This window comes from Pseudomonas sp. P4_C3, assembly GCF_056402075.1.
This window is the reverse complement of sequence record NZ_JBFUIC010000004.1, coordinates 1-24,005: the sequence shown is the minus strand read 5'-3', so window position 1 is coordinate 24,005 and position 24,005 is coordinate 1. Positions and strand designations below refer to the sequence as shown.

General features: G+C 60.9%; 22 protein-coding genes and 1 pseudogene. 8 read left to right on the top strand and 15 right to left on the bottom strand.

What is annotated here, in order from left to right; all coding sequences use genetic code 11:
* Positions 1 to 96: 96 nt before the first annotated feature.
* From AC1DVH_RS01790 to AC1DVH_RS01755, 8 genes are all read right to left on the bottom strand, one after another.
* The gene (locus AC1DVH_RS01790; protein WP_477752390.1) at positions 97 to 1,668 is read right to left on the bottom strand and encodes a flagellar hook-associated protein 3; all 1,572 of its coding nucleotides are present in this window, start codon (positions 1,666 to 1,668) and stop codon (positions 97 to 99) included.
* Between the two features lie 13 nt (positions 1,669 to 1,681).
* A complete protein-coding gene (gene flgK / locus AC1DVH_RS01785) occupies positions 1,682 to 3,727 on the bottom strand; it encodes a flagellar hook-associated protein FlgK (RefSeq protein ID WP_477752389.1) in 2,046 nt (681 codons plus the stop codon).
* A gap of 23 nt (positions 3,728 to 3,750) precedes the next feature.
* On the bottom strand, positions 3,751 to 5,037 hold the full coding sequence (gene flgJ / locus AC1DVH_RS01780) for a flagellar assembly peptidoglycan hydrolase FlgJ (RefSeq protein WP_477752388.1): 1,287 nt from the start codon (positions 5,035 to 5,037) through the stop codon (positions 3,751 to 3,753).
* 11 nt (positions 5,038 to 5,048) lie between these two features.
* The gene (locus AC1DVH_RS01775) at positions 5,049 to 6,137 is read right to left on the bottom strand and encodes a flagellar basal body P-ring protein FlgI (RefSeq protein WP_477752443.1); all 1,089 of its coding nucleotides are present in this window, start codon (positions 6,135 to 6,137) and stop codon (positions 5,049 to 5,051) included.
* A gap of 27 nt (positions 6,138 to 6,164) precedes the next feature.
* Positions 6,165 to 6,860, bottom strand: a complete 696-nt coding sequence (flgH, locus tag AC1DVH_RS01770) for a flagellar basal body L-ring protein FlgH (protein WP_108218610.1) — start codon at positions 6,858 to 6,860, stop codon at positions 6,165 to 6,167.
* Between the two features lie 52 nt (positions 6,861 to 6,912).
* The gene (gene flgG, locus AC1DVH_RS01765) at positions 6,913 to 7,698 is read right to left on the bottom strand and encodes a flagellar basal-body rod protein FlgG (RefSeq protein WP_007975316.1); all 786 of its coding nucleotides are present in this window, start codon (positions 7,696 to 7,698) and stop codon (positions 6,913 to 6,915) included.
* A 45-nt stretch (positions 7,699 to 7,743) separates the two neighbouring features.
* Positions 7,744 to 8,484, bottom strand: coding sequence for a flagellar basal body rod protein FlgF (locus AC1DVH_RS01760; protein WP_477752387.1), 741 nt, complete (start codon positions 8,482 to 8,484; stop codon positions 7,744 to 7,746).
* A gap of 336 nt (positions 8,485 to 8,820) precedes the next feature.
* The gene (locus AC1DVH_RS01755) at positions 8,821 to 10,380 is read right to left on the bottom strand and encodes a sigma-54-dependent phenylalanine hydroxylase transcriptional regulator PhhR (RefSeq protein ID WP_008021363.1); all 1,560 of its coding nucleotides are present in this window, start codon (positions 10,378 to 10,380) and stop codon (positions 8,821 to 8,823) included.
* A gap of 279 nt (positions 10,381 to 10,659) precedes the next feature.
* On the opposite strand from AC1DVH_RS01755, the gene phhA reads away from it, so the two are divergent.
* From phhA to AC1DVH_RS01730, 5 genes are all read left to right on the top strand, one after another.
* Entirely contained in the window at positions 10,660 to 11,451 is a 792-nt protein-coding gene (gene phhA, locus AC1DVH_RS01750; RefSeq protein WP_104449926.1) for a phenylalanine 4-monooxygenase, read from the top strand.
* Positions 11,452 to 11,555: 104 nt separating this feature from the next.
* On the top strand, positions 11,556 to 11,912 hold the full coding sequence (locus AC1DVH_RS01745) for a 4a-hydroxytetrahydrobiopterin dehydratase (RefSeq protein ID WP_046037728.1): 357 nt from the start codon (positions 11,556 to 11,558) through the stop codon (positions 11,910 to 11,912).
* On the top strand, positions 11,912 to 13,105 hold the full coding sequence (locus tag AC1DVH_RS01740; protein WP_477752386.1) for an amino acid aminotransferase: 1,194 nt from the start codon (positions 11,912 to 11,914) through the stop codon (positions 13,103 to 13,105). Before AC1DVH_RS01745 ends, AC1DVH_RS01740 begins: the two co-directional genes overlap by 1 nt.
* Positions 13,106 to 13,517: 412 nt before the next feature.
* Positions 13,518 to 13,703 carry a hypothetical protein gene (locus AC1DVH_RS01735; protein WP_477752385.1) on the top strand — a complete coding sequence of 62 codons (186 nt, stop codon included), beginning with the start codon at positions 13,518 to 13,520 and terminating at the stop codon, positions 13,701 to 13,703.
* A 99-nt stretch (positions 13,704 to 13,802) separates the two neighbouring features.
* Complete coding sequence (locus tag AC1DVH_RS01730) at positions 13,803 to 15,002, top strand: MFS transporter (RefSeq protein ID WP_477752384.1); 1,200 nt, start codon at positions 13,803 to 13,805, stop codon at positions 15,000 to 15,002.
* On the opposite strand, the gene arfB is transcribed toward AC1DVH_RS01730, so the two are convergent.
* The 7 genes from arfB to AC1DVH_RS01695 all read right to left on the bottom strand — a co-directional run bounded on the left by arfB (position 14,999) and on the right by AC1DVH_RS01695 (position 22,654).
* Positions 14,999 to 15,412 (bottom strand): alternative ribosome rescue aminoacyl-tRNA hydrolase ArfB, encoded by a 414-nt coding sequence (gene arfB, locus AC1DVH_RS01725; RefSeq protein WP_108218603.1) that lies wholly within the window; start codon positions 15,410 to 15,412, stop codon positions 14,999 to 15,001. The genes AC1DVH_RS01730 and arfB overlap by 4 nt on opposite strands.
* A 223-nt stretch (positions 15,413 to 15,635) precedes the next feature.
* Positions 15,636 to 17,048: an amino acid permease gene (locus tag AC1DVH_RS01720; protein WP_477752383.1), complete on the bottom strand. Its 1,413-nt coding sequence runs from the start codon at positions 17,046 to 17,048 to the stop codon at positions 15,636 to 15,638.
* A 779-nt stretch (positions 17,049 to 17,827) separates the two neighbouring features.
* The gene (gene rluB, locus AC1DVH_RS01715; protein WP_477752382.1) at positions 17,828 to 19,048 is read right to left on the bottom strand and encodes a 23S rRNA pseudouridine(2605) synthase RluB; all 1,221 of its coding nucleotides are present in this window, start codon (positions 19,046 to 19,048) and stop codon (positions 17,828 to 17,830) included.
* 285 nt (positions 19,049 to 19,333) lie between these two features.
* Positions 19,334 to 20,317 (bottom strand): SMC-Scp complex subunit ScpB, encoded by a 984-nt coding sequence (scpB, locus tag AC1DVH_RS01710; protein WP_477752381.1) that lies wholly within the window; start codon positions 20,315 to 20,317, stop codon positions 19,334 to 19,336.
* An 11-nt stretch (positions 20,318 to 20,328) separates the two neighbouring features.
* Positions 20,329 to 21,087, bottom strand: coding sequence for a segregation and condensation protein A (locus AC1DVH_RS01705; RefSeq protein WP_181456712.1), 759 nt, complete (start codon positions 21,085 to 21,087; stop codon positions 20,329 to 20,331).
* Positions 21,088 to 21,147: 60 nt separating this feature from the next.
* Positions 21,148 to 21,777, bottom strand: coding sequence for an L-threonylcarbamoyladenylate synthase (locus tag AC1DVH_RS01700; protein WP_032829738.1), 630 nt, complete (start codon positions 21,775 to 21,777; stop codon positions 21,148 to 21,150).
* Between the two features lie 13 nt (positions 21,778 to 21,790).
* The gene (locus tag AC1DVH_RS01695; protein WP_218432616.1) at positions 21,791 to 22,654 is read right to left on the bottom strand and encodes a PHP domain-containing protein; all 864 of its coding nucleotides are present in this window, start codon (positions 22,652 to 22,654) and stop codon (positions 21,791 to 21,793) included.
* An 87-nt stretch (positions 22,655 to 22,741) separates the two neighbouring features.
* On the opposite strand from AC1DVH_RS01695, the gene AC1DVH_RS01690 reads away from it, so the two are divergent.
* The 3 genes and pseudogenes from AC1DVH_RS01690 to AC1DVH_RS01680 form a co-directional block, all read left to right on the top strand.
* Positions 22,742 to 23,338 (top strand): septation protein A, encoded by a 597-nt coding sequence (locus AC1DVH_RS01690; RefSeq protein WP_477752380.1) that lies wholly within the window; start codon positions 22,742 to 22,744, stop codon positions 23,336 to 23,338.
* Between the two features lies 1 nt (position 23,339).
* On the top strand, positions 23,340 to 23,639 hold the full coding sequence (locus AC1DVH_RS01685) for a YciI family protein (protein WP_477752379.1): 300 nt from the start codon (positions 23,340 to 23,342) through the stop codon (positions 23,637 to 23,639).
* Positions 23,640 to 23,761: 122 nt separating this feature from the next.
* Positions 23,762 to 24,005 (top strand): annotated as a pseudogene (locus AC1DVH_RS01680) (translation initiation factor 2); the annotation flags it as partial.

Below are 24,005 nucleotides of genomic sequence, written 5' to 3'. Positions count from 1 at the left end.
CGAGCCCGCCCTGAAAAGCGAGCCCTTTGTTACCGCAAAAAAGACGATAAATACTGAAGGGGCAAGGCCATCGGGCGCCTGCGCGCCCGACCACCGTCAGATCTTGTTGAACAGGCCCAGCTGGGAAATCTTGCTGAACGCCAGCTGCGCCGCCTGCAACATGGTCTGCTGCAAGGTCAGGCGAGTCATGACTTCGGCCGGATCCGAATCGCGAATCGACTTCTGACTGGCGCTGTTCGCCAGGGTCAGGCTCTCGTTGGTCGCGGTCTGGTTATCCAGTGCCTGACCGCGGGCACCGATCGTGGTGATGGCTGAGCCGATCTGGTTGGCCGCACTGTCGATGTTGCCCATTCCCGACTCCATGGTGCCCAGAAACTTCTGTTTGGCCACCGGGTCGCCATCGACTGGCGTGTTCAGCGCGGTGATCATCTGGCCGAGAGTGTCGAGCACGTTCTGGGTCTGATGGTTGTTGGACTGAATCACGAACTGGTCGCCGGACGCCGGGGCGCCACCGCCCAGGGCAAAGGTCACACCCGCCGCGGTGGCGTTGCCGCCCGATACGGTACCCGACGACACCGGTTTGCTGTCGGCGGTGATCGGCGCGGCATACAGGTCGAAATTGCTGGCGCTGGTGAACTTGAGGATCGCCCCGCCCGACGGGAAGGCGTTGGTGTACGCCGTCGGGTTGCTCACGCTGGAACCGGTGATGACCGCGGTCGACGCGTTACCGGCGCTGCGCGAGGTGTTGAAGGTGTCCGACGTGGAAGACAGGTTGAAGCTGTGACCGGCGATCACCGCATCCGGGTTGGTATCACCGGTTTTGAGGTTGATGTTCAGCTTCAGGTCAACGCCACGGAAACTGACCGTCTGGTTGGCGCCATTGGAGTTACTGATCAGGCCGTTCTGACTGGCTTCGGCGGTCACGTCATTGCCCAGCGAGTCGGTGATCTTCAACTGGGTGCTGCTGAGGAAACTGACGGTGTACGGCTGGCCGCCCGTGAAGCTCGCATTGTAGGTGGAGCTGGTGCCGACCGTACCGTTGGACAGCACCACGCGACCGTCATCCACCGCCGGAGCGGTCATGGTGGTCTGGGTGCGGCTGGTGTTGAGGGTCTGCTGGAACGCATTCCAGCCCGTGGTGTTGGTCCCGACCGTCATGCCATCGCCAATGCCAAGGTCGATGGTGGTCTGGTCACCGTTGTAGCTGTAGGTGCCGTCCGAGTTCTGCGAGTAAGGCGCGGTGTCGGTTTTCGAACCGGAGAACACATAGTTGCCGTTGGCATCCTTGGCGTTCATCAGGCCCAGCACTTGTTGCTGGATCTGGCCCAACTCCGACGCGTAGGCCTTGCGGTCCGCATCGGTGGCAATGCCGTTGCTGGCGGCGAGGGCCAGTTCCTTGGCGCGCTGCAAAGCGGTACCGATGGAGTCGAGCGTCGTTTCCTGCAGGCTCAACGCATTCTTGGTGGTGCCGATGTTGGTGCCGTACTGTTCAAGCATCGCGCTCTGCTGACCCAGCTCCAGCAAACGACCGGCACCGATCGGATCATCGGCGGCGGTGTTGATGCGGGTCAGGCTGCTGGCTTCGTTGCTGGTCGCGATGGCCTTGTTGAAGTTGCGCTGGTAATTGGCAGCGGTGATTTCGTAATACTGGGCGGTGGAAATGCGCATGAATTACGACTCCTTAAAGGCTGTTGATCAGCGTGGTGAAAATTTCCTGCGCAGCCTTGATGATCTGCGAAGACGCGGTGTAGTACTGCTGGTACTTGACCAGGTTGCCGGTTTCTTCATCCAGGTCGACCCCGGAGTTCGAATCCCGCGCCCCTTTGGCATTGGCCAGGATCGCCGTGGTGGCGTCGCTGTCGGACTTGCCCTGGGCAGCCTTGGCGCCGACGTTGGTCACCAGCTTGTTGTAGGCATCGGTCAGGCTGATGCCCTTGCTCGCCGTGCCGGTGTCTACGGTCTGCCTGGTTTGCAGGCCGACCAGCGCCTGGGCGTTGCGGTTGTCCGAAGACGCCGCGCCGGTCAGGTTGATGGTGAAGCTTTCGCCACTGGCGGGCGTGGCGCCGACCGTGGTCTGCACGGTAAACGTCTTCTGCACGGCCGGCGTGACGCTGGTGTCCATGACCGGCGCACCGCTGGCATCGACCATGCCCACTTTCAGGTTCAGGGTGTTGCTCTGGCCGGGAACGATGGTGCCGGTGCTGATCGAATTGCCCTTGGCATCGACCATGTTGTAGCTCTGGCTACCGCCGCTGGCCGCGCCGAACACCAGTTTGACCGGCGTCGAGTTCTTGAGCGCGGTCTGCATTTCTGCCTGGGCCGCCGGGTTGTAGATATCGAGGGTGCTGGTCAGCATCGGCTGGGTGTAGGTGCCGGTGTTGTTGGCACTGGTCACGCCGGTCAACGGTGCTGCGGCCGCGATTTTTTTCGGGTCGGTGAGCACGGTCTGGATACTCGCCGCCGCGCCACGGGTCGGTGTCACCTTGAACGAATCGCCGGCGCTCAGCGCACCGCCGTTGAGGTTCAGGCTGAAGCCATCGATCACCGGGGCCGGGGTCGTCGTGGTGCTGAACGCGCCCATGTCGGTGCCGTCCGAGCGCTTGACGGTGTAGTTGGTCGCGCTGGTGAACGTCACCTGATAGTCGCTGGTGGTCAGCTTGCCGGTGTCCTTGATGGTGACATCCAGGTTGCCGGAGCCGGCACTGTTGCCCGCCGCGGCAATGCTGCGCTGGCTGACCAGGGCGGCACTGTTGATGTTGTTGAAGATCGCCGCGCCGAAATCACCGTTCTTGTCGATGCCCTGCGCCTGTTGGCTGTTGATCTGGTCAGCCACCACCAGCGCCACGCGTCCCAGTTCATTGAGCGAAGGGTCGAGCACTTCCTTGCGGTAAGTCAGCAAACCACCGATCTCACCGCCGCTGACCACCGAGGTCACGTCGATGGTGCTGGAGCCACGGTTGAGCTGCAGCGCCATGCGCGATGGATCGCCCTGGCTCGGCACGGTTTGCAGTGTATTGGTGGTGTTGCCGACCACCAGTGGCTGACCGCTGCCGATGTAGACGTCGTAGCTGTTGCCACGCTCGACCACCTGGGTACCGACCAGCCCGGACAGTTGGCGCACGGCTTCGTTGCGCGAGTCCAGCAGGTCGTTTGGCTGGTTGGTGCCGGTGGAGAGCTCGGAAATCTTCTGGTTGAGCGTGGCAATCGTGGTGGACAGCTTGTTCACCTGATCCGCCATGTCGCCCAGGCTGCCGTTCAGGTTGGTGTTCTGATCGTTCAATTGCTTGGCAATCGAATTGAAGCGAGCGGACAAGGCCTGGGCACCGGTCAGCACCGACTGGCGGGACGTGTCGTCGGTGGCAGAGGTCGAAACGCCTTGCATCGACGTGAAGAACTTTTGCAGCACACCGGTCAGCCCGGTGTTGGAATCGGAAAGCGTGGCGTCCAGCGGCGTGGCCTGAGCGTTGTACGACGTAGCTTCGCTGTCGAGCGAGGTCGCGGTACGCAGCTGCGAATCGAGATAGGAGTTGTACACGCGACGCACATCGGCCAGCGTCGTGCCGGTGCCGATGAACACATTGCCGTACTGAATCGAGCCTTTGGTGCTCTGCACAGACTGCTGGCGCGAGTACCCGGCGGTGTCGACGTTGGCAATGTTGTTGCCGGTCGTCACCAACGAGTTATGGCCAGCACTCAGCCCCGACATCCCGATATTGAGCAAACTCATGTTTCAGACCTTATACCTTGTGCCTATAAAGGCGTGGTGGAAACGCCCGCCGCAGCGTAGTTCTGGTAACTCGTCATCTGCCTGGCTATCTGCGAAATCTTGCTTGCGTAGTCCGGGTCGGTTGCGTAACCGGCCTTCTGCAACTCGCGTACAAACTGTTCTGGGTTATCGGCCGACTTCACGACATCTTGATAGCGATTATTGGTCTGCAGCAAAGTCACAAGGTCATGGAAACTGTCCTTGTAGGAGTCGTAGGAACGGAACTCGGCCGTCTCCTTGACCATCTGCCCGTTTCTGAATTCGCTGGTGATCGCCCGCGCCGAATTGCCCTGCCAGCTGTTGCCGGCCTTGATGCCGAACAGGTTGTGGCTGCTGCTGCCATCCTGCTGGCGCATGACCGACTTGCCCCAACCGGTTTCCAGGGCCGCCTGGGCCACCAGATAACGTGGATCGACACCGATCCGGTCCGCCGCTTCCTTGGCCATCGGCAACATGGTGTTGACGAACTGGTCGGCGGAACTGAAGGCTTTCTTCGGTGGTGCCAGAGGAATCTGCGCCATGGCGCGACCGTAAATCTGCATGCCGCCCGCGGAGGATTGCTGTGCGTTCGCCAGCCAGTCGCCGTTGTACAACGGTCCCGCACCCGTGTTCGTCGTGCGTTCAGGTAATGGTGTCTTGTTGAGCGTTGTGGCCGTGGTCGTCACCGAAGGCACCAGCCCGGCCAACAACCGATCAGCCAGCTTCGGCGGCAATGCCAGGCGTCGCTGATTGATCAGCGCCATGTCATTGCGATGAGCGCCCTCGCCCGCCTCTTGCTGCGCATGGACCGAGCGCGAGGCCCACAACGGACGCTGGCCGTTGACCCGTGACAACGGCCCATTGAGCGCAACCGTGCCAGCCGCCATCGGCGTTTGCACGGCCGCCTTGGCAGCCTCTTGCTTGGCCAGCGACGCAGCCGCTGCCTCGCCCGGCGCCATCGGTTTGTTCTTCGACATCTGGCGCATCAGCACATCCGCCAGGCCAATACCACCGCCCTCGCGGGACATGGAAACGGCCAGCTGCTGGTCGTACATTTCCTGGTACTGCTTGGCCGCCGGGGTGTTCATCGGATTGTCCTGACCCAATGCTTCGGTGGCCGAGCGCATCGACTTGAGCATTTCCCCGAGGAACAGCGACTCGAACTCCTGCGCCACTTTGCGCATGTTGCCGTCGCTGTTCTTGTCGCCGACCTTGAGCTGGTTCAGGCGATTGAGGTCCGAATAGGAGCCCGAATCGCTGCTGCTGACCAGACCGCTCTTGCGCATATCCACGATGGCCGTCCTCAGATCACGATCAGGTCGGCTTGCAGGGCGCCTGCCTGCTTCAGCGCTTCGAGGATGGCCATCAAGTCACCCGGTGCCGCGCCGACCTGATTCACCGCCCGCACGATCTCGTCGAGGGTGGTGCCWGGGCCGAACTTGAACATCGGCTTGGCTTCCTGCTGGGCGTTGACTTTCGAACGCGGCACCACCGCCGTTGTGCCATTGGACAGAGGGCCGGGCTGGCTGACGATCGGGTCTTCGGTAATGGTCACGGTGAGGCTGCCGTGGGTCACGGCGGCCGGGGATACCTTGACGTTCTGGCCGATCACGATGGTGCCGGTACGGGAGTTGATGATGACTTTCGCCACCGCTTGGCCCGGATCGATTTCGAGGTTTTCCAGGATCGACAGGTAGTCGACACGCTGGCTCGGATCGAGCGGCGCGGTGACGCGAATCGAACCGCCGTCGATGGCCTGGGCCACACCAGGGCCGAGCATGTCGTTGATCTTGTCGACGACGCGCTTGGCGGTGGTGAAGTCGGAACGGTTGAGGTTCAACGTCAGGCTGTTGCCCTGGTTGAAACCGCTCGGCACCGCGCGCTCCACCGACGCGCCACCGGGGATGCGACCGGCCGACGGAACGTTGACGGTGATCTTCGAACCGTCTCGCCCTTCCGCATCGAAACCACCGACCACCAGGTTGCCCTGGGCCACCGCATAGACGTTGCCGTCGATACCCTTGAGCGGTGTCAGCAGCAAGGTACCGCCGCGCAAGCTCTTGGAGTTACCGATGGACGAAACGGTGATGTCGACTTGCTGACCCGGCTTGGCGAACGCCGGCAAATCGGCACTGATCGACACCGCCGCGACGTTCTTCAACTGCACGTTGCCCGACCCCGGCGGTACCTTGATGCCGAACTGCGAGAGCATGTTGTTGAAGGTCTGCAGGGTGAACGGGGTTTGCGTCGTCTGGTCACCGGTGCCGTTAAGTCCGACCACCAGGCCGTAGCCGATCAATTGGTTGGAACGCACGCCGGAAATGCTGGCGATATCCTTCAGACGCTCGGCCTGCGCGTTGAGCGCGGCGGACAGCATCAAGGCGGCCACCATCAGGTGTTTAAGATTCAAACTGACCACCTAGAAAGGGAACAGCGGGCTGAGGAAAAAACGGTCGAACCAGCCTGGCTGACTCGCATCGGCAAACGAACCGGTGCCCGAGTAGGTGATGCGCGCATCGGCGACACGGGTCGACGACACAGTGTTGTCGGTAGAGATGTCATCGGCGCGCACCAGGCCGGCAATCCGTACCAATTCGTCGCCGGTATTGAGGGTCATCCACTTCTCGCCGCGCACCGCGATGATGCCGTTGGGCAACACATCGGCGACGGTCACGGTGATCGAGCCGGTCAGGGTGTTGCCCTGCGCCGCCTTGCTGTCGCCCTTGGTCGCGCGATCGCCTTCATAGCTGGCGTCCAGACTCAGGTCACCACTGCCGAACGGATTGTTGGTGTTGGGGGTGGAGCCGAACAGCGAGGTCAGGCCGATGCTGGCCTTGCTGTTCTTGCCAATTTGCGAGTTGGCGTTTTTGCTGGCCTGGGTCCTTTCGTTCAGGGTGATGGTGATGATGTCACCGATCCGGAACGCCTTGCGGTCGCTGTAGAGGTTCTGTTCGAAACCGGCCTGATAGATCGAGCCGTTGTTCGCCGCTGCCGGCAAGGGCGTGCGCGGCAACACCGGAGCGTAGTAAGGGTCATTGGGCTTGGGCGTCGCAGGCACGCAACCTGCGAGCGCGGTGATCCCACTCAGTGCCAGAACAGATACATAGCGATGCATGACCCTACCTCACGGTGTTGCAGGCAGCCTCATGGCCGCCCCATAGACTTGATTACAGATTCTGCGTTACGAACGAGAGCATCTGGTCGGCGGTGGAGATCACCTTGGAGTTCATCTCGTAGGCGCGTTGGGTGGTGATCATGTTGACCATCTCCTCAACGGTGCTGACGTTGGACGTTTCCAGGGTGTTCTGCAGCGTGGTGCCGAAACCGTTCAGGCCCGGAGTGCCGACTTGCGGCGCGCCACTGGCGGCGGTTTCCAGGAACAGGTTGTTGCCCACTGCCTGCAGGCCGGCCGGGTTGATGAAGTCGGCGGTTTGCAGGTTGCCGATCACCTGGGCAGCCGGGTTGCCGGCAACGGTGATGGACACTGTGCCGTCGCGACCGACCGTGAAGGTTTGCGCGTCGTTCGGAATGACAATGGCCGGTTCGAGGGCAAAGCCGCTGGCGTTGACGATCTGGCCGTTGGAGTCCAGGTGGAAGGTCCCGTCACGGGTGTAGGACGTGGTGCCGTCCGGTTGCAGGATCTGGAAAAAACCGCGACCGTCGATGGCCATGTCCAGTGGCTGTTCGGTGGTTTGCAGACTGCCGGCGGTGAAGTTTTTCTGGGTGCCGACGATACGCACACCGGTACCCAGTTGCAGACCCGACGGCAGTTCGCTGTCCTGGGTCGACTGGGCGCCTGGCTGACGCTTGATCTGGTAGAGCAGGTCCTGGAACTCGGCGCGGTCACGCTTGAAACCCGTGGTCGACACGTTGGCCAGGTTGTTGGAAATGGTGGTCAGGTTGGTGTCCTGGGCGGACAGGCCTGTTTTGGCAACCCATAGAGCCGGAAGCATTCGATTCTCCTCGTGCGCCTGTTTTACGGCGCGACGTTCTGGTAATTAGCTGATCTGCAAGACCCGAGCCATGGCCTGGTCATCGTCTTTGGCGGTGTTCATCATCTTGATGTGCAGCTCGAATTGCTTGGACAAGGCCAGTACCGAGGTCATCTCTTCCACGGCATTGACGTTGCTCGACTCGAGGAACCCGGACACCAGCTTGACGCCGGCATCGGCCTGCGCAGGCGCGCCGTCCTTGGTGTGGATCGAACCATCCAGGCCTTTGGTCATGTTCTTGAGGTCCGGATTGACCAGCTTGATGCGGTCGACTTCAGCCATCACCCGGGGACCTTCGCCCATTGCGCGGATGCTGATGGTGCCGTCCTCGCCGACTTCGATCTGCTGCTCCGGCGGCACGGCAATCGGCCCGCCATTGCCCATGACCGGCATGCCATTACCGGCACGCAACACGCCCAGGGCGTCAACGTTCAGGCTGCCGGTGCGCACGTAGCTTTCAGCACCATCGGGATTCTGTACGGCAATCCAGCCGCTGCCTTGCACGGCAACGTCAAGGTCGCGACCGGTTTCCACCAGTGAGCCGGGGGAGAAATCGGTGGCCGGGCGTTCGGACATGGCAAACGCACGCGCCGGAAAGCTGTCACCGAACACCGGCATTGAACGAGCTTGCTCCAGGTCTTTCTGGAAGCCGTTGGTGGAGATGTTCGCGAGGTTGTTGGCATGCGCCTTTTGCGCCAGTGCATTCTGGCTGGCGCCGGTCATTGCCACATAAAGGTACTTGTCCACACTCTTTCCTCTGCCTGCCGGACGTTTGCCGCCCACTGCTGTACTGCTGAGCCATAAGCAATTTGCAGACCAACTTGTTTTTGGCGGCGCCAGGCCCGGCAAACAGGGGACTTTGGGGATTCAGAGGGGATTTGTGATTTGTATCAGAGACGAAAAACCGGCGGTGTCATGCCAGTGGGTGGCAAGGTGTGACCGTGGGCAACGGCCACAACCGCCATCGCGAGCAAGCTCGCTCCCACAGGGTCACTGGTGATCACAGATTGTGTGTCCGCCGATGAACCACTGTGGGAGCGAGCTTGCTCGCGATGAGGCCAGCACAAACGCAGCAGGCCTCAGCTATGACTCAGTCTTGCCCACCTCATATTCACGCAACTTGTTGGCAATGGTGGTATGCGAAACCCCCAACCGCTTGCCCAGCTGCCGGCTGCTCGGATGCTCGGAATACAGCCGCTCCAGCACCGCCTTCTCGAAACGCCCGACGATCTCGTCCAACCCACCCTCCAGCGAAAAATCGCCAAGGGGTTGGCGCACACCATAGTCCGGCAAACGAATGTGCTCGGCCTTGACCGTGCCGCCGTCGCACAGGGAAACCGCCTGGAACAGCACGTTCTCCAGTTGCCGCACGTTACCCGGCCAATGGTAGTGACTGAGCCGCTCCATGGCCGCCGGGGCCAGTTTCGGCAGCGGGCAACCGATCTGCCGACTGGCCTGATCGAGGAAGTGCTCCACCAGCGGCGTCAAGCCGTCGAGGCATTCGCGCAGCGGCGGGATGTGCAGCGACAACACATTCAAGCGGTGATAGAGATCCTGGCGGAACTCACCGCGAGCGCACAGTTCGGACAGGTCGACCTGGGTCGCGCAGATCACTCGCACGTCAAGGTAGACCTCTTCATCACTGCCTACACGACGGAAGCAACCGTCCTGCAGGAAGCGCAGCAACTTCACCTGCAAGCGCGGGCTCATTTCCCCRACGCCATCGAGAAACAGCGTACCGCCCGCCGTCAGCTCCAGCAGCCCGAGCTTGCCTTCTGCCCGCGCCCCTTCGAAGGCACCGGGGCCGTAACCGAACAATTCCGTCTCGGCCATGGACTCGGGCAGGCCGGCGCAGTTGAGCGCCATCAATGGCGACTGCCCACGAGGACTGGCCAGATGGCAGGCCCGCGCCAACAATTCTTTGCCGGTGCCGGTTTCGCCTTCTATCAATAGCGGTGCATCGAGTGGCGCCATGCGCCGCGCTTCGCGCACTACGGCAGCCATGACTTTCGAGCTTTGGAAGATGCTGTCGAAGCCACGCAATTCCTGCTTGCGCACGTTGTAGATGCGCTCGCCCACCCGGTCCGCTCGATGCAACGTCAGCACCGCACCGGCCATGGCTTCGCTGTCGTCATGCTCCGATTGCAGTGGCGCGATGTCGGCCAGGAACACGTCACCCTTGACCTTGACCCGCAGCCCGTTGATCCGCGACTTGTTGGCGCGCACCAGTTCCGGCAAATCGAAATCTTCGGCGTAGCGCGACAGGGGAATCCCCGGCACCTCGTCGACCCGCACCCCGAGCAACTGCGCCGCCGCCCGGTTGGCCGCGACGATGGAACCGCCCATGTCGATCGACAACACCGGAAACTCCAGCGCACCGAGCAGAGCGTTGAGCTCCATGTGCCGACGCTCGCTGGGCATCAGCCCTACACGCTTGACGCCAAACACCCCGGCAATCGCTTCGAACTTCGGACGCAAGGCCTGGAACTGAATGTTGATCAGGTTCGGGCAATGCAGGTAGATGGCGTTGCCATGCTCACCACCCACCTCACCGCGGGCCACGTTGATCCCGTACTCCACCAGCAGATTGAGAATGTCGCGCAGGATGCCGATGCGGTTCTGGCAGTGGACTTTGATACGCATATGAATGGCCTGAAAAAACGGTGAGTAAGGTGCGCAGGGATAATTTCTGCTGAGGCGCTCAGATAGTCGTCAAGATTATGTTACAGGTGGAGAGCTTTTCCCACCCGCCAATCTCAACATTTGCGCACCGACGCTCAATACGTAACGAAAGCTTTACGATTATCGAGGAATTTTCCTACGCTTGACGCCGAGCACCTGCTGCAACAGTGCAATCCTTGGAGTATTTCTAGGTCCATAGCAGTACATAACAAGAACGAAATCCCCTAGCAGGAGAGCAGCATGAAGCAGACGCAATACGTGGCTCGCGAGCCCGATGCGCAAGGTTTTATCGACTACCCCGCCGAAGAACACGCGGTGTGGAACACGCTGATCACTCGCCAACTGAAAGTGATCGAAGGGCGTGCGTGCCAGGAGTACCTGGACGGTATCGAAAAACTCGGTCTGCCCCACGACCGCATTCCTCAACTCGGCGAAATCAACAAGGTCCTCGGTGAAACCACCGGCTGGCAAGTTGCCCGGGTTCCCGCACTGATTCCCTTCCAGACCTTTTTCGAATTGCTGGCCAGCAAGCAGTTTCCGGTGGCGACCTTCATTCGTACCCGCGAAGAACTGGACTACCTGCAAGAGCCGGACATTTTCCACGAGATCTTCGGTCACTGCCCGCTGCTGACCAACCCGTGGTTCGCCGAATTCACCCACACCTACGGCAAACTCGGCCTCAAGGCGTCCAAGGAGGAACGTGTGTACCTGGCGCGCCTGTACTGGATGACCATCGAGTTCGGCCTGGTCGACACTCCGCAAGGCCAACGCATCTACGGCGGCGGCATTCTGTCTTCTCCGAAAGAGACCGTGTATTGCCTGTCGGACGAGCCTGAGCATCAGGCGTTCGATCCGCTGGAATGCATGCGCACGCCCTACCGCATCGATATCTTGCAGCCACTGTACTTCGCGTTGCCAAATCTCAAGCGTCTGTTCGACCTCGCTCACGAAGACATCATGGGCATGGTCAAGCAAGCGATGCAGATGGGTCTGCACACACCGAAATTTCCGCCAAAACCAAAAGCCGCGTGATCCGCCGCTTTTAGAATCAAGTGAGCCTGTCAGAAACCATCGCTTTGGATTAGCGTGGTAGCACTGAGGGCCGATTTCCCAACATTCGATTTCAGGAACACATCATGACCGCATTAACTCAAGCCCATTGCGAAGCCTGCCGCGCCGACGCCCCACAAGTCAGCGACGAAGAACTGCCGATCCTGATCAAGCAGATCCCGGACTGGAACATCGAAGTACGTGACAGCATCATGCAGCTGGAAAAGGTCTTCCTGTTCAAGAACTTCAAGCACGCCCTGGCGTTCACCAACGCCGTCGGTGAAATCTCCGAGGCCGAAGGCCATCACCCGGGCCTGCTGACCGAGTGGGGCAAAGTCACCGTTACCTGGTGGAGCCACTCGATCAAGGGGCTGCACCGCAACGACTTCATCATGGCCGCGCGCACTGACGAAGTGGCGAAGGACGCCGAGGGCCGCAAATAATGCATTTCGACGCCATCGGTCGAGTACCTGGCGACCCGATCCTCGGCCTGATGGAGGCCTACGCGCAGGACCCGAACCCGCGCAAGTTCGATTTGGGTGTGGGCGTCTACAAAGACGCCCAGGGCCTGACGCCGATTCTCCAGTCGGTGAAGCTTGCCGAGCAACGTCTGGTGGACAGTCAGTCCACCAAGACCTACATCGGCGGTCACGGCGAGCCGGCGTTCGGCAAAGCGATCAATGAGCTGGTGCTGGGCGCCGACTCGAAGCTGATCAGCGCACAACGCGCCGGCGCCACCCAGACTCCGGGCGGCACCGGGGCTTTGCGCCTGAGCGCGGACTTTATCGCCCAATGCCTGCCGGGCCGCGGCGTGTGGTTGAGCAACCCGACCTGGCCGATCCACGAAACGATTTTTGCGGCAGCCAAGGTCAAGGTCAGCCACTACCCGTACGTGGGCAGTGACAACCGGCTCGACGTCGATGGCATGCTGGCGGCGCTCAATGAAGCGCCCAAGGGTGACGTGGTCTTGCTGCACGCCTGCTGCCATAACCCGACCGGTTTCGACCTGTCCCAGGATGACTGGCAGAGGGTACTGGAGGTGGTACGCAAGCGCGAACTGCTGCCATTGATCGACTTCGCGTATCAAGGATTCGGCGATGGCCTGGAGCAGGATGCCTGGTCGACCCGGCTGTTCGCCGCCGAGTTGCCGGAACTGCTGATCACCAGCTCTTGCTCGAAGAACTTCGGCCTGTACCGCGACCGCACCGGCGCACTGATTGTCTGCGCGAAAACCGCCGACAAGCTCACCGACATTCGCAGCCAACTGGCCAACATTGCCCGCAACCTGTGGTCGACGCCGCCGGATCACGGGGCGGCCGTGGTCGCGACCATCCTCGCTGATCCGGAGCTGAAAAACCTCTGGGCTGACGAAGTGGAAGCCATGCGCCTGCGTATCGCCCAACTGCGCAGCGGTCTGGTGGAAGCGCTGGAGCCTCACGGTTTGCGCGAGCGCTTCGCGCACATTGGCGTGCAACGCGGGATGTTCTCCTACACCGGCTTGACGCCTGTGCAAGTGAAGAACCTGCGGGACAACCACAGCGTGTATATGGTCAGTTCGGGACGGGCTAACGTCGCAGGTATTGATGCTACGCGTTTGGATTTGCTGGCCGAGGCGATTGCCAAAGTCTGCGAGTAACCCCCCAAACTCAGCAAATCCCCTGTGGGAGCGAGCTTGCTCCCACATTTGTTTTGTGTCGCTCCTCCAGTCATGTCTAGACAACCCCACCCGTCGAAACAAATGGATATAAAAATCCGTTTGTCATTTTCAGTGCTGTATCCTGCCCAAGCTTTTTAAAAGCGCGGATCTACCAGATCTATCAACAGACTTAGCGAGGAGCGCGACTATGCACGAGATTCCTAATCTCCCCTTCCCAAGCCTGCACGAACCTGAGCAGACGACCACGCAGCAAGCCGGAGCCCAACAGCCCGAGCCGAAAGAAGCCACTGACAGCCGCCAGGCTGACAGAGAAGACTGAAACACCCGCCGTACAGACCGTGTGGAAAGCGCTAACATGCGCTTTCCACACTGCCTGAAAGAGCCTTTACCCATGACCGATGAATTCAGCGAAGCGCAGGCCAGCGTCCTGATCGGCACCGCCGAGAAAATGATCGAGATCTGGAATCGCCTCTCTCCCGAGAAACAAACCGCCTTGCTCGCCCGCTTCGGCACCCAGGAAAATGCGCTGGCCGCCCTGGTCACCACGCAGCTGGTCGCTCCCGTCAAACCTGAATGACAGCGCCCGGCAAATAGTTTTACTTTTTCACAACCTGCGACTGTCCACACCGCTATCATAAGCAGCCTATCTATCCTGCTTTACCGTGGACCTTTACCCATGCCTGAAAACCAGCGCCCCCTGGCGGTCACGCTGCAAGTTGTTTCCATCGTCCTGTTTACCTTTATCGGCTACCTGAACATCGGCATTCCCTTGGCCGTATTGCCCGGCTACGTSCACAGCGASCTGGGCTTYGGCGCGGTGATCGCSGGCCTGGTGATCAGCGTGCAATACCTGGCCACCCTGCTCAGCCGSCCCTATGCCGGGAAGATCATCGACAACAAGGGCAGCAAGCTGGCTGTGATGTATGGCCTGGCCGGTTGCGGCTTGAGCGGTGTGTTCATGCTGGTCTCGGCCTGGACCCAGAACCTGCCGGCCTTGAGCCTGTTCAGCCTGTTGATCGGCCGTCTGGTGCTCGGCAGCGCGGAAAGCCTGGTGGGCTCGGGCTCGATTGGCTGGGGCATCGGCCGCGTCGGCGCGGCGAACACGGCCAAAGTCATCTCATGGAACGGTATCGCCAGCTATGGTGCACTGGCTGTCGGCGCGCCCTTGGGGGTGTTGCTCGTCCATCGACTGGGCTTGTGGAGCATGGGCGTGAGCATTGTGTTGCTGGCCGTGCTCGGCCTGCTGCTGGCCTGGCCGAAAACCGCCGCACCAATCGTTGCCGGTGAGCGCCTGCCGTTCATGCATGTGCTCGGGCGGGTCTTCCCCCACGGCTGTGGCCTGGCCTTGGGTTCCATTGGTTTCGGCACCATCGCCACCTTCATCACTCTGTATTACGCCACGCAACACTGGGACAACGCGGTGCTGTGCCTGAGCCTGTTCGGCGCCAGCTTCATCGGCGCGCGCTTGCTGTTCGGCAACCTGATCAACCGTCTCGGTGGCTTTCGCGTGGCGATTGCCTGCCTGTCGGTGGAGACCCTGGGCCTGTTGCTGCTGTGGCTGGCACCCGACGCTCATTGGGCACTGGCGGGCGCGGCGCTGAGCGGGTTCGGTTTTTCGCTGGTGTTTCCGGCGCTGGGCGTGGAAGCGGTCAATCTGGTGCCCGCCTCCAGCCGTGGTGCGGCGGTGGGTGCTTATTCGCTATTCATCGATTTGTCGCTGGGGATCACCGGGCCATTGGCCGGTGCGATTGCGGCGGGATTCGGCTTTGCTTCGATCTTCCTGTTCGCCGCACTCGCCGCGCTCAGCGGTCTTGCGCTCAGCGTCTACCTGTACCGGCAGGCGCCGAAGCAACGCGAAACGCGAGACGTGCGTTAGAAATCGACCTTGCCGCGCCCGGCCTTGATGTTGCCTCGCTTGGATTTGGATTCGAGCCGACGGGTTTTTGAGCCGAGCGTCGGCTTGGTCGGGCGGCGTTTCTTTTCGACCTTGGTGGCACTCTGGATCAGCTCTATCAAACGTTCCAGCGCATCGGCACGGTTCTGCTCCTGCGTCCGGTACTGCTGGGCCTTGATGATCAACACACCGTCGCTGGTGATGCGACTGTCGCGCAGCGCCAGCAGCCGCTCCTTGTAGAACTCGGGCAAGGACGACGCCGGAATGTCGAAGCGCAGGTGCACGGCACTGGAAACCTTGTTGACGTTCTGCCCACCGGCCCCCTGGGCGCGAATGGCCGTCAACTCGATCTCGGCATCCGGCAGGTGCACGTTGTTGGAAATCACCAGCATGGAAAAGCGTCCGTATTCAGAGCGTGCAGGATACCGCGATCAGATCTTCAGCACGCCACAAATCCCTTGTGGGAGCGAGCTTGCTCGCGATAGCGGTGTGTCAGGCAGCGATGATGTCGACTGACACGGCCTAATCGCGAGCAAGCTCGCTCCCACAGGGAAATGTGTACGTGCAGAAACGACAAACCCGGCACTTGGCCGGGTTTGTCGTTTCTGCGCGGAGTTACTCCACTGCGGCCTGCAAGGCACGCTGAGCACTGCGCTTGTTCTTGATGCAGTAGCAGACCCACATGAACACCAGCCACACCGGAATCGCATACACCGATGTCTGAATCCCCGGAATCAACAGCATCACGCCAAGGATGAACACCACGAACGCCAGGCAGACGTAGTTCCCGTATGGGTACCACAAGGCCTTGAACAGCGGCGTCTGTTTGGTCTTGTTCATGTGCTGGCGGAACTTGAAGTGCGAGTAGCTGATCATCGCCCAGTTGATCACCAGGGTGGCCACCACCAGCGACATCAGCAGTTCCAGCGCGTTTTGCGGGATCAGGTAGTTCAGCAGTACCGCGATCAGGGTCACGGCGGCCGAGGCCAGGATCGAACGCACTGGCACGCCACGCTTGTCGATCTTCGCCAGGCCCTTCGGCGCGTCGCCCTGCTCAGCCATGCCCAGCAGCATGCGGCTGTTGCAGTAGGTGCCGCTGTTGTACACCGACAAGGCAGCGGTCAGAACCACGAAGTTGAGGATGTGCGCAGCGGTGTTGCTGCCCAGCATCGAGAACACTTGCACGAACGGGCTGCCGCTGTAGGAGTCACCGGAGGCGTTCAGGGTGGTCAGCAAGCTGTCCCATGGAGTCAACGACAGCAGGATGATCAGGGCACCGATGTAGAAAATCAGGATCCGGTAGATCACCTGGTTGATGGCTTTCGGGATCACGGTTTTCGGCTTGTCGGCTTCAGCTGCGGTGAAACCGAGCATTTCCAGACCACCGAAGGAAAACATGATAAACGCCATGGCCATCACCAGACCGCTGACGCCGTTCGGGAAGAAGCCACCGTGGGACCACAGGTTGCTGACCGCCGCTTGCGGGCCGCCATTGCCGCTGACCAGCAGGTAACTGCCCAGGGCGATCATGCCGACGATCGCCACGACCTTGATGATCGCGAACCAGAACTCGGCCTCGCCGAACACTTTGACGTTGGCCAGGTTGATCGCGTTGATCAGTACGAAGAAGGCAGCTGCAGAGACCCAGGTCGGGATGTCCGGCGCCCAGTAGTGGATGTACTTGCCGACGGCCGTCAGCTCGGACATGCCCACCAGAATGTACAGAATCCAGCAGTTCCAGCCCGACAGGAAGCCAGCAAAGCCGCCCCAGTATTTGTGCGCGAAGTGGCTGAAGGAACCGGCCACTGGATCTTCGACGATCATTTCGCCCAGTTGGCGCATGATCATGAAGGCGATGAAGCCGCAGATGGCATAGCCGAGGATCATCGACGGGCCGGCGGACTTCAGTACCCCGGCCGAGCCGAGGAACAAACCGGTACCGATCGCGCCACCGAGGGCGATCAATTGAATGTGGCGATTTTTCAGGCCGCGTTTCAGCTCGCCTGATTGCGGGTTTTGTCCACTCATGAAAAGGGTCTCACGCAAGGTTTGATGATGTTCAGTAGACGTTGCTGCTCAGGAAAGGCGTTAAGCGGCACCGATCAAACCCCAGCGCAGGCACCAGGAGTTCAGCGTAATTACAACGGTCATGCGTCACCTGTTTGTTTTTATCTGTGACGAAATCGAACCCGACACGCTCGTGACGCGACGGAGTGAACAAGGCGGATAGCCTTGAGGTTTGCGCAGATGCGCAGGAGGTCACAGGTAAAACGCGGCGCATTGTACACCCGTAACCCCCTGCTGCCAGACCCGCTGGACAAGCGTGTCTATGGCCGGGATTGCCTGTGTCCGCCCCGAGGAGCTCGGGCGGCTGCAAAAAATGGGTCAGATCCTTGCGGATCATCGACGGGAAAGGCAGGAAAACCGCCTCTCGCAGAGAGATGGAGATGGTATACGGCGTTCATTGCGCCTCCTTTTTGTTATGCACCTGCACGACAGGCATGGCGCGCATAACACCCTGCATGGCGCGATGAAACAAGCGGGCTAGAGCGTTGAGAGAAGGATGCAAGGTAATGACGCGTAAGAATTTTCTTACAACATTCGAGGAGGGGCGATTTCATGGGGTTAATCTGTTGATTTCGTCATGATTTCTTTACAGCATGTAATTTTGGCTTTCCACTTCGGACATCCCGGTGCGGCGACTGGCTTGCCCGCGAAGGCGGCCTCAAAAACGACACAGACACAAAGCCAGGCCAAAAAAAACGCCAACCCGAAGGTTGGCGTTTTTTTATGAAGCGCTCAGCCGATTATTCCGGCTTGCGACGCCCAAAGCCCGGACGCTGGCCGGAACCGGCCGGTGCGCCACGGCGCTTGCCCGATGGCGTGTCACCATCGACCAGCTTGATCCCCGGACGCTTCGGCGCAGGCTTGGCCGGGCGCTTGGTGTCGGCCGGACGATCGGCTACCGGCGTACCACGACCTTCGCCACGCTCCGTACGGCCGTTGGCCGGACGTGGCGTGCGTGGACCGCGTTCGCCGTCCTGACGCGCAGCAGGCTTGCGCCCTGGACGCTCGCCTTCGATCTGCGGCTCGCGGCTGGCACGTGGCGCGGCAGGTGCGGCGGCTGCGCCAGCGGCCGGACGCAGGGTACGCACGCGCTCGGTCTTGGCCATCGGACGCGAGGATTTGCGCTGCATCCGGTCAAGCTTGTCCTTGCTCTTGGCGTTCATCTGCGGCATCGCGACCGGTGTCAGGCCGACCTCGGCACTCAGAATGTCGACTTCGTACTGGCTCATTTCACGCCAGCGGCCCATCGGCAGGTCGGAGTTGAGGAACACCGGGCCGAAACGCACGCGCTTCAGACGGCTGACCACCAGGCCCTGGGATTCCCACAGGCGACGCACTTCACGGTTACGACCTTCCATCACCACGCAGTGGTACCAGTGGTTGAAACCTTCACCGCCTGGCGCCTGCTTGATGTCGGTGAACTTGGCCGGGCCATCTTCAAGGACAACGCCAGCCTTCAGACGCTCGATCATCTCGTCGTCGACTTCACCGCGTACACGCACGGCGTACTCGCGGTCCATCTCGTAGGACGGGTGCATCAGACGGTTGGCCAGTTCACCGTCAGTGGTGAACATCAGCAGACCGGTGGTGTTGATGTCCAGACGACCGATGTTGATCCAGCGACCCTCTTTAGGGCGCGGCATCTTGTCGAACACGGTCGGACGGCCTTCCGGATCGACACGGGTGCAGATCTCGCCGTCGGGCTTGTTGTACATGATCACGCGGCGCACCGATTCGGCGGCCTCTTCGCGCTTGATCACCTTGCCATCGATGGTGATGGCGTCATGCATGTCGACGCGCTGGCCAAGGGTGGCGTCTTTGCCGTTGACCTTGATGCGGCCGTGGCTGATCCAGGCTTCCACGTCACGGCGCGAGCCGACGCCGATACGGGCGAGGACTTTCTGCAGTTTTTCGCCTGCTGGGCCGATTGGCTGGTCGTCTTGCTGGTCTTTGATACTCATCTGGGCACCTCCCGGTGTGGTCTGAAAACTGGGTACTTGGGCGAAGGGATCGCCGAAGGGTCGCGAATCATACGCGCATGAGGGCGTTTGCGCATCAGAGACTAGCTGATCAATGCAAGGTTATTTGTTTTTCCGCCGGCCGGTGGCGCAGCTGCCCAGCAAACACAGCTCCCTGTGGGAGCGAGCTTGCTCGCGATAGCAATGGATCAGTCACCTTGATGTTGAATGTTCTGCCGTCATCGTCGGATCGCCGCCCGGAGCAAGCTCGCTCCCACAGGGTCCGTGTCAATCTTCAAGTTCGCGGCGTTCCGCTTCGATGGCTTCGGCCAGGGCGCGGGCTTCGGCTTCCTCATCTGACAGTTCGGGCTCGGGCTTCGGCTGTTCGAGGGCGGCAACGGCGGCCAGGAGTTTTTCCCGGGCTTCGGCAACGCCGAGAATGTCGTCTTCTTGCTCTGGTTCAATGTCCGACTGAGGCTCGCCTTCCGGCTCGGGCTGCGCCGCTTCGACTTCTGGTTCGATATCCGACTGTTGCGGATCGAACTCAGGCGACGCCCCATCACGCAGCAAGTCGTCGAAGTCGGTCTTGAGCCCCTCCTCCATGCTGTCCAGTTCCAGCAACAGCGTGTGGAAACTGGTTTCTTCCTTGGGCTCTTCCGGCTCGGCGCTGGCGTCGGCCAACGCTTGCAGACCGGCAGGTACGGGCGCGTCATCGAAATCGAGCACCGGATCCGGTTCCAGCTCGCGCAGTTCCGCCAGCGGCGGCAGGTCGTCGAGGTTTTTCAGGTTGAAGTGATCGAGGAACGCCTTGGTGGTGGCGAACATCGCCGGTTTGCCGGGCACGTCGCGGTAGCCGACGATGCGGATCCACTCGCGCTCCATCAGCGTCTTGACGATGTTGCTGTTGACCGCCACGCCCCGCACGTCTTCGATTTCGCCACGGGTAATCGGCTGGCGATAGGCGATCAGGGCCATGGTTTCCAACATGGCACGGGAGTAACGCTGCGGGCGCTCTTCCCACAGACGCCCGACCCAAGGCGCAAATTTCTCGCGAATTTGCAGGCGATAACCCGAGGCCACTTCCTTCAGTTCAAACGCGCGGCCATCGCAGGACTTGGCCAGAATCGTCAGGGCCTTCTTGAACACCGGCGGCTCCGGGCGCTCGCCTTCTTCGAAGAGTTCGAACAGGCTTTCCAGAGATTGCGGTTTTCCCGAAGCCAACAGAAAGGCTTCGAGCAAGGGTGCCAGATCACGGGGTTCAGTCAGGTTCATGTTTCGACTCGTTATTCGGCTCGCGCTCGCACGTGGATCGCGGCAAATGGCTCATTCTGCACCAGCTCGACCAGGGATTCCTTGACCAATTCAAGGATCGCCATAAAGGTCACCACCACCCCCAGGCGCCCTTCTTCAGCGGTGAACAGCTCGACGAACGGCACGAAACCGCCGCCCTTGAGCCGTTCCAGCACATCGCTCATGCGTTCGCGGGTCGACAGCGCCTCGCGGCTGACCTGATGGCTTTCGAACATGTCGCCACGGCGCAACACCTCGGCCATCGACAGCAGCAACTCGGACAGACGCACGTCTGGTAGCAGCTTGCGCGCCCGGGCCTCTGGGGCGTCAAGCCTGGGCACCACCACATCACGACCGACGCGGCTCAGGCCATCGATGCCTTCGGCGGCAGCCTTGAAGCGTTCATATTCCTGCAAGCGGCGGATCAGTTCGGCGCGCGGGTCTTCCTCTTCGTCTTCAACGGTTTCGGCCCGTGGCAACAACATCCGCGACTTGATTTCGGCCAGCATCGCAGCCATCACCAAGTACTCGGCGGCCAGCTCCAGGCGCACCGACTGCATCAACTCGACGTAGCCCATGTACTGGCGAGTGATTTCCGCCACCGGGATGTCGAGGATGTTGATGTTCTGTTTGCGGATCAGGTACAGCAGCAGGTCGAGGGGCCCTTCGAAGGCTTCGAGGAAGACCTCGAGGGCATCCGGCGGGATGTACAGGTCCAGCGGCATTTCCATGACCGCCTGGCCATAGACCATGGCGAAGGGCAGTTCCTGCTGGGCTCCGGCCTGACTGTCGACGGGTTCTACTGCGGACATCTAGGCCTCGACCATGAACGGCGCAGGGTCGCCGCAACCAACGCGAATGACTTCCGGCTCGCCGTCGGCGAGGCTGATCACGGTGGACGCCTTGATCCCGCCGAAACCGCCGTCGATGATCAGATCAACCTGGTGTTCGAGCAGTTGGCGCATTTCGTGTGGGTCGCTCAACGGATCTTCATCGCCAGGCATGATCAGGGTCACGCTCATCAACGGTTCGCCCAGTTCAGCCAGCAGCGCCAGGGCAATCGGGTGGCTCGGCACACGCAGGCCGATCGTACGTTTCTTCGGGTGCAACAACAGCCGCGGTACTTCGCGGGTGGCGTTGAGAATGAAGGTATACGGTCCCGGCAGATGGGCCTTGAGAATACGGAATGTGCCGGTGTCGATCTTGGCGAACAGGCCCAGTTGCGACAGGTCGCTGCAGATCAGCGCGAAGTTGTGTTTTTCATCCAGCTGTCGCAGGCGCCGAACGCGCTCCACGGCCACCTTGTCGCCGATCTGGCAACCAATGGCGTAGGAAGAGTCCGTGGGATAAATCACCACCCCGCCCTTGCGGATGATCTCGACTGCCTGTTTGATCAGGCGCGCTTGCGGGTTTTCCGGATGAATCTGGAAAAATTGACTCACATTCTCTACCTGTTCAGACGGCGGCAATAACTGGGTCATGTTTGAATCGACACCATAGTGGTGGCAGATCCTCCGGGAGTGGCCGGTATTCACCGATCTCCGACCACCCTCCAGGGCCATGAAAATCACTGCCGGCGCTGACCAGCAGACCGAACTCGCGGGCCAGAATGGCCAGGCTGCCCACTTGCTCGGCAGGCTGGTAACCATTGACCACTTCGATGGCGTGGCCCCCTGCTTGAATATAGTCGGCAATCAGGCGACGACGCTTGCTTCGGGTGAATTCGTAGTGCCAGGGGTGTGCCAGGCTGACCCAGGCTTTGGCTGCGCGCAGGGTTTCGACGGTTTCTTCCAGGGTCGGCCAGTGTTGCTTGACGTCGCCCAGCTTGCCGGCGCCCAGCCATTTGCGGAACGCCTCGGCGCGGTCCTTGACGAAACCCTCACGCACCATCCAGTCGGCGAAATGCGGGCGGGCCGGCGCATTGCCGCTGTCGCCCAGCTCCTGCTGGATCTTGCGGGCGCCCTCCAGCGCCCCCGGCATGCCTTTGAGCGCCAGTTTGCGGCTGATTTCCTCGGAGCGTAGCCAGCGGCCATCATGCAATCTGGCGATGGCCTCGACCAACGGCGCGGCGTTCACGTCAAAACCGTAGCCCAGGACATGAATGGTCGCGCCACCCCAGGTGCAGGACAATTCGACGCCGTTGACCAGTTGCATCCCCAGCGCGGTGGCCGCGTGGCGGGCCTCGTCAAGGCCTTCAAGGGTGTCGTGATCGGTCAGGGCCAGGACTCGCACGCCTTTCTCGAACGCCCGCGCCACCAGAACCGCAGGCGCCAGGGCGCCATCGGAGGCCGTGCTATGGCAGTGCAAATCAACATTCACAGGGCTTTGTAACCTCAAATCAGCTGGCGCTATCGCGCGCCCATATGTTTGTTATTATGCCGCCACATCCTGCTTCTGGCTGCCACTGTGAAACAATTCATCGATTTCATCCCGCTCCTGCTGTTTTTCATCGTCTTCAAGATCGATCCACGGGTCGTCGACATCGCCGGCCATGAGCTCACTGTAGGCGGTATTTACAGCGCCACCGCGATGCTGATCGTCAGTTCCCTGGTGGTCTACGGCACGCTGTTCATCAAGCAGCGCAAGCTGGAGAAGAGCCAGTGGCTGACCCTGATCGCCTGCCTGGTCTTCGGCAGCCTGACCCTGGCGTTCCACAGCGAGACGTTCCTGAAGTGGAAAGCCCCGGTGGTCAACTGGCTGTTCGCCCTGGCGTTCATCGGCAGCCACTTCGTCGGTGACAGCCTGCTGATCAAGCGCATCATGGGCCACGCGCTGACCTTGCCGGAGCCGGTCTGGACGCGCCTGAACATCGCCTGGATCGTCTTCTTCCTGTTTTGCGGTGCCGCCAACCTGTTTGTCGCGTTCACCTTCCAGAGCTACTGGGTCGACTTCAAGGTCTTCGGCAGCCTGGGCATGACTTTGCTGTTCCTGGTCGGTCAGGGCATCTACCTGTCCCGCCATCTGCACGATGCCGATACCACTACGCCAAAAACCGAGGACTGACATGCTTTACGCAATCATTGCCACAGACGTCGCCAACTCCCTGGAAGCCCGCCTGGCCGCACGGCCTGCGCACCTCGATCGCCTGCAAGTGCTCAAGGGCGAAGGTCGCATCGTATTGGCCGGCCCACACCCGGCCGTCGACAGCAATGATCCGGGCGCGGCGGGATTCACTGGCAGCCTGATCGTCGCCGAATTCGATTCCCTGAGCGCCGCCCAGGCCTGGGCCGACGCTGATCCGTACATCGCCGCAGGCGTCTACGCCAACGTTCTGGTCAAGCCGTTCAAGCAAGTCCTGCCGTAACTTTCTTCTCGCAATTGCCCCACGCGATGAACCTTGTCGGTACATCGCGTTCTCAATCGCTCATTATTCTCGCTTGCCGGCCGACAACTTGCCCAATACTCGTATTGGAATCAGGAGTCGCGATGCGCAAGGGTCCGTTGTGTCTGATGTTGGTCACGTTGTCGATCGGGGCGCCTGCCCACGGTGAGGAAAGTGTCGAGGGCGGTAATTCCACGCCGCTTTCCTTGAGCGCCGGCAGCCAGATCACCGAGTTGCAGCAACGCTTGAAAGAAAGCGAACGGCAACGGGAAGATCTGAACAAACAATTGCAAACTGCCGATGGCGAACGCGAAAGCCCGCTGCTGGCCCGGTTGCGCCAGGAGAACC

Bases quoted from the DNA above. Each gene is read 5' to 3' on its own strand.
- AC1DVH_RS01790 (WP_477752390.1), bottom strand. From the start codon at position 1,668: ATGCGCATTTCCACCGCCCAGTATTACGAAATCACCGCTGCCAATTAC.
- flgK (WP_477752389.1), bottom strand. From the start codon at position 3,727: ATGAGTTTGCTCAATATCGGGATGTCGGGGCTGAGTGCTGGCCATAAC.
- flgH (WP_108218610.1), bottom strand. From the start codon at position 6,860: ATGCATCGCTATGTATCTGTTCTGGCACTGAGTGGGATCACCGCGCTC.
- flgG (WP_007975316.1), bottom strand. From the start codon at position 7,698: ATGCTTCCGGCTCTATGGGTTGCCAAAACAGGCCTGTCCGCCCAGGAC.
- phhA (WP_104449926.1), top strand. From the start codon at position 10,660: ATGAAGCAGACGCAATACGTGGCTCGCGAGCCCGATGCGCAAGGTTTT.
- AC1DVH_RS01745 (WP_046037728.1), top strand. From the start codon at position 11,556: ATGACCGCATTAACTCAAGCCCATTGCGAAGCCTGCCGCGCCGACGCC.
- AC1DVH_RS01740 (WP_477752386.1), top strand. From the start codon at position 11,912: ATGCATTTCGACGCCATCGGTCGAGTACCTGGCGACCCGATCCTCGGC.
- AC1DVH_RS01735 (WP_477752385.1), top strand. From the start codon at position 13,518: ATGACCGATGAATTCAGCGAAGCGCAGGCCAGCGTCCTGATCGGCACC.
- arfB (WP_108218603.1), bottom strand. From the start codon at position 15,412: ATGCTGGTGATTTCCAACAACGTGCACCTGCCGGATGCCGAGATCGAG.
- AC1DVH_RS01720 (WP_477752383.1), bottom strand. From the start codon at position 17,048: ATGAGTGGACAAAACCCGCAATCAGGCGAGCTGAAACGCGGCCTGAAA.
- rluB (WP_477752382.1), bottom strand. From the start codon at position 19,048: ATGAGTATCAAAGACCAGCAAGACGACCAGCCAATCGGCCCAGCAGGC.
- scpB (WP_477752381.1), bottom strand. From the start codon at position 20,317: ATGAACCTGACTGAACCCCGTGATCTGGCACCCTTGCTCGAAGCCTTT.
- AC1DVH_RS01705 (WP_181456712.1), bottom strand. From the start codon at position 21,087: ATGGTCTATGGCCAGGCGGTCATGGAAATGCCGCTGGACCTGTACATC.
- AC1DVH_RS01685 (WP_477752379.1), top strand. From the start codon at position 23,340: ATGCTTTACGCAATCATTGCCACAGACGTCGCCAACTCCCTGGAAGCC.